The sequence below is a fragment of the Streptomyces sp. NPDC057474 genome (assembly GCF_042802555.1).
In the GTDB taxonomy this organism is placed as follows: Bacteria; Actinomycetota; Actinomycetes; order Streptomycetales; family Streptomycetaceae; genus Streptomyces.
The window spans coordinates 1-3,295 of record NZ_JBHVDX010000439.1 but is presented as its reverse complement, the minus strand read 5'-3'; the positions used below and the strand labels follow the sequence as shown (position 1 = coordinate 3,295).

4 protein-coding genes are annotated in these 3,295 nt (G+C 71.8%); 3 read left to right on the top strand and 1 reads right to left on the bottom strand.

Features of this window, described 5'->3' with window-relative positions; all coding sequences use genetic code 11:
- Window positions 1-61: 61 nt before the first annotated feature.
- Complete coding sequence (locus ACFU53_RS47390; RefSeq protein ID WP_384006682.1) at window positions 62-637, bottom strand: hypothetical protein; 576 nt, start codon at window positions 635-637, stop codon at window positions 62-64.
- A 207-nt stretch (window positions 638-844) separates the two neighbouring features.
- Between ACFU53_RS47390 and ACFU53_RS47385 the strand changes: the two genes are divergently transcribed.
- The 3 genes from ACFU53_RS47385 to ACFU53_RS47375 are packed head-to-tail and all read left to right on the top strand — an operon-like array spanning window position 845 to window position 3,236.
- Window positions 845-1,705, top strand: coding sequence for an NAD(P)H-binding protein (locus tag ACFU53_RS47385; RefSeq protein ID WP_384006679.1), 861 nt, complete (start codon window positions 845-847; stop codon window positions 1,703-1,705).
- Window positions 1,702-2,757: a zinc-binding dehydrogenase gene (locus tag ACFU53_RS47380; protein WP_384006676.1), complete on the top strand. Its 1,056-nt coding sequence runs from the start codon at window positions 1,702-1,704 to the stop codon at window positions 2,755-2,757. The genes ACFU53_RS47385 and ACFU53_RS47380 overlap by 4 nt, the downstream gene beginning before the upstream one ends.
- 23 nt (window positions 2,758-2,780) lie before the next feature.
- The gene (locus ACFU53_RS47375) at window positions 2,781-3,236 is read left to right on the top strand and encodes an ester cyclase (protein ID WP_384006673.1); all 456 of its coding nucleotides are present in this window, start codon (window positions 2,781-2,783) and stop codon (window positions 3,234-3,236) included.
- Window positions 3,237-3,295 lie beyond the last annotated feature (59 nt).

Genomic DNA, 3,295 nt, shown 5'->3' with positions numbered 1-3,295 from the left:
CCCGTTCCCAGAGGTCGGGACGGGCGGCCGTCGAACGTGGCGGGCCGCAAGCGAGCGGCGCTCAGGCGCGGGCCGCCCGGGGCGACGTGCGCGTGCCCCGGGCCGTCCTGCCCCACGGCTTGTACACCGAGACCACCGCCGCGACCGTGAGCAGGACGAACAGCACCGGAACGCTCCACAGCAGAAAGTCCGCGGGCCAGCCCGGCTGCGGCGGGCTGCCGCCGGCCTTCGCGGTGTTCTCGGAGGCCTGCATGACGATCGGGTGGATCACGAACCACGCGAAGATCGTCATGAAGAGGGTGATCACCCACTTGGCGATGATCCACCAGTGCAGCAGCAGACCCCACTTCGTGCCGCAGGACAGCAGGATGCCCGACAGCGAGGCGACGACACTGAAGACGGTGACCGCCGTGTCGTCGAAGACGTACATCGCGTAGTAGACGCCCTTGGCGACGGCCGCGTCGTCCGTGGTGTAGCCCATGACCGCGAGCACGGCCATGGCGAGCGACAGGCCCACCCAGCCGACCGAGGTGACGACATGGACGGCGAGAGTCAGCTTTCTCGTACTGCGCCGCAGTTCGAACTTCTTTCTGGTCTTCTGCGCAGGGGCGTGCTGGCGTACGGGCGTGGCGGACAAGTCGACGACCTTTCGTGGGCGAGGGGGAACGCGACCTGAAAGTCTTCCGGACCACGCTCGAGTCCGGCTTGAGAGCACATCCGTTCCACCGAGTCTCCGCGCTGCTTCGAGCCGCCTTGAGCAGGCTTGCCCCACCGAAGTCCAAGGCGTCCCCCAGGAGTTGGGGACCCCCGGCGGGAAGCCGGGACACACAGGGTGGAGTCAGGCGTGACAGTTCTGGTGACAGGAGCGACAGGTTCGGTCGGCCGTCAGGTGGTCGACCGTCTCGTCCGCGCGGGCGCGGACGTACGGGCGCTGACCCGGAACCCGGCCACCGCCCGCCTCCCGCAGGGCGTCGAGGTGTACGCGGGCGATCTGGAGCGGCCGCAGACCCTTGCCGCCGCCCTCGGCGGGGTCGAACGCCTCTACCTCTTCCCGGTCCCGGACACCGCACGCGAGGTCGTCGCCCTGGCCAAGGAGGCCGGCGTGCGCCGCATCGTCGTCCTGTCGTCGTCGTCGGTCCTCGACACCTCCGGCGACAACCACAGCGGTGAGCACCACCGCGCCGTGGAGCGCGCCGTCGAGGAGTCCGGCATCGAGTGGACCTTCGTGCGCCCCGACGAGTTCGCCACCAACATCCTCTGGAAATGGGGGCACTCCATCCGCACCGAGGGCCTCGTGCGCGCCCCGTACGGCAACGCCCCGCGCGTCCTGATCCACGAGGCCGACGTCGCCGACGTGGCCGCGGCCGCGCTCCTTCAGGACGGCCACGCCGGCCAGGCGTACGTCCTCACCGGACCCGAGGCCATCACCCAGGCCGACCAGGTCAGGGCGATCGCCGCCGCCCTGGGCACCGACATCCCCTTCGAGGAGATCACCCCGGACCAGGCCCGCGAGCAGATGGGCCGTTTCATGCCGCCGCCGGTCGTCGAGATGGTCATCGGCTACCTCGCCGACGCCGTCGAGGACCCGCCGGTCCCGCTCGACACCGTCGAGAAGGTCCTCGGCCGCCCGGCCCGCACCTTCGCCCAGTGGGCGGCCGACCACGCCGCCGACTTCGCGCCGCGGCACGAGGCGGTGACGGCATGAGCCTCGAGACGGGAACCGAGCCGGCCGGCGCCTCCACGGCGGTCAACGTCCGGGTGCGGATGACGGGCAGCGGCGAGCCCGAGGCCGCCATCGTCACCGACGACGGCCCGCGCCCCACCCCCGGCCGCGGCAAGGCGGTCGTGCGCGTCGAGGCCGCCGGGGTCTCCTTCGCGGAGGTGCAGATGCTCCAGAACCTGCACCCCTTCCCGCCCCGCTTCCCGTTCGTGCCCGGCTACGACCTGGTCGGCCGCGTCGTCGAGACCGGCCCCGACGTCACCGGTGTGAGCGTCGGCGACCGGGTCGCCGCGATGCCCCGCCACGGTGCCTGGCAGAGGTACGTCGAGACACCCGCCAAGACCCTCGCGGCCGTCCCCGAGCACCTGGACGCGGCGCTCGCCGTCGCCCTCGTCACCAACGGCGTGACCGCCTACCAGATGCTGCACCGGTCGACCTCGCTGCGGCGCGGCGCCACCGTCCTGGTGCACGGCGCCAGCGGCGGCGTGGGCATGGTGCTCACCCAGCTCGCCGTGCACCAGGGGCTGCGCGTCATCGGCACCGCCTCACCCGCCAAGCACGACGCGGTCAGTGCCCTGGGCGCCGAGCCGCTGGACTACCGCACGCCCGACCTCCCGCGCGCCGTGCGGGAGCTGGCGCCGGGCGGCGTGCAGGCCGTCTTCGACCACATCGGCGGCCGCGGCCTCGACGCCGGCTGGGCGATGCTCGCCGACAAGGGCACCCTGGTCTCCTTCGACTCCTCCGTCGCCGGCTACGAGGGGGGCCAGTGGTTCAGGCCCCACGTCCCGGCGCTGCGCCGCACCGGCGCCCGCTGGATCGCCCGCAGGCTCGGGCTCACCCGCGGCCGCCGCCAGAGCATGTACTACGTCAAGCCCGGCGAGCACTTCAACACCGACCTGGCCGCGCTGTACCGGCTCGTCGACGAGGGCGTCCTGACGCCCCCGATCGCCGGCCGCCACCCGCTGGCCGGTGCCCCCGCCGCCGTACGCGCGCTCCTGGAGGGCAGCACGGTCGGCAAGCACGTCCTGATCCCCTAGAAGACCGTAAAGGAACCGTCATCATGACCGCACCGCTCATCGAGAAGCCCGCCGCACAGTCCGTGCAGGAGCGCAACAAGGAACTCGCGCTCTCCATGGTCGCCGCCTGGAACCGCTGGGAACTGGACGGCATCATCAAGCACTGGGCCCCCGACATCCAGCACTTCTCCGAGGACCGCCTCGTCGACTCGCAAGCGATGGTCGGCGCGATGCGGGGCGGCCTGGCCGCCTTCCCCGACCTCCACCTGGACGCCAGGAGCGTCGTCGCCGAAGGGGACCGGGTGATCCTGCGGATCACCGTGACCGCCACGCACCTGGGCGACTTCCTGGGCACGCCCCCCTCCGGGACGAAGGTCACCTGGTACATGCTCGAGGAGCTGCGCTTCAACGACGCGGGCCAGGTCATCGAGCACTACGACGTCTTCAACTACCTGCCGATGCTCAAGGAGCTGGGTCTCGTCGACGCCGGCGTCCTGTGACACTACGACGGCAGGGGCCGGGTCCGCCGCCGCGGACCCGGCCCCTGCCGTCGTAGTGG